Consider the following 1,309-nt stretch of genomic DNA (forward strand, 5'->3'; position numbering starts at 1 on the left):
CTCCACCTCGACGGCATCCTCCGCCGCGACCACGCCCCCCTCCACACCCTCCACCTCGCCGAAATCCTCGCCTCCACCGAACAACACCCCTACCGGCGAGCCGACACAGGAGTCGTCCGATGAGCGGCACCTACCTGGGACTCCCCTCCTTCCCCGAAGCCGCACACGCCTCAACGAAGGACACCCAACTCCGCGCCAACCTCACCCACGCCACCCACACCATCCGCACCAAACGCGCCACCGCCATCAACGAACTCCCCGACTGGCCCCAACTCCGCACCGCCGGCGCCGCCATCAAAGACCACACCCTCCACCACCTCGACCACTACCTCCAACAACTCGAAACCGCCGTCACCAACGCCGGCGGCACCGTCCACTGGGCCACCGACGCCGACGAAGCCAACCGCATCACCACCCACATCATCCAAACCACCGGCGAAACCGAAGTCGTCAAAGTCAAATCCATGGCCACCCAGGAAACCGGCCTCAACGAAGCCCTCCACACCGCCGGCATCCACGCCTACGAAACCGACCTCGCCGAACTCATCGTCCAACTCGCCCACGACAAGCCCTCCCACATCCTCGTCCCCGCCATCCACAAAAACCGCACCGAAATCCGCGACATCTTCCACCACGAAATGACCCACTGGGGCCGCCCCGCCCCCGACCACCTCACCGACAACCCCACCGAACTCGCCGAAGCCGCCCGCCTCCACCTCCGCGAAAAATTCCTCCGCACCAAAATCGCCATCTCCGGCGCCAACTTCATGATCGCCGAAACCGGCACCCTCGTCGTCGTCGAATCCGAAGGCAACGGCCGCATGTGCCTCACCCTCCCCGACACCCTCATCTCCATCGTCGGCATCGAAAAAACCATCCCCACCTTCCAAGACCTCGAAGTCTTCCTCCAAACACTCCCCCGCTCCTCCACCGCCGAACGCATGAACCCCTACACCACCATGTGGACCGGCACCACCACCCACGACGGCCCCAAAAACTTCCACCTCATCCTCCTCGACAACGGCCGCACCGACACCCTCGCCGACACCACCGGCCGCCAAGCCCTCCGCTGCATCCGCTGCTCCGCCTGCCTCAACGTCTGCCCCGTCTACGAACGCGCCGGCGGCCACGCCTACGGCTCCCCCTACCCCGGCCCCATCGGCGCCATCCTCACCCCCCAACTCCGCGGCACCACCACCCCCCTCGACGCCTCCCTCCCCTACGCCTCCACCCTCTGCGGCGCCTGCTACGACGTCTGCCCCGTCGCCATCGACATCCCCGAAATCCTCGTCCACCTCCGCGAACGCGT

The 1,309-nt window shown here is 66.2% G+C and carries 1 protein-coding gene; it reads left to right on the forward strand.

Features of this window, described 5'->3' with window-relative positions; all coding sequences use genetic code 11:
• Positions 1–119 precede the first annotated feature (119 nt).
• On the forward strand, positions 120–1,309 hold a 1,190-nt coding region (locus AB0399_RS40485), incomplete at its 3' end, for a lactate utilization protein B (RefSeq protein WP_366414698.1).

Source organism: Streptomyces sp. NPDC088194 (genome assembly GCF_040702025.1).
Classification (GTDB): Bacteria; Actinomycetota; Actinomycetes; order Streptomycetales; family Streptomycetaceae; genus Actinacidiphila.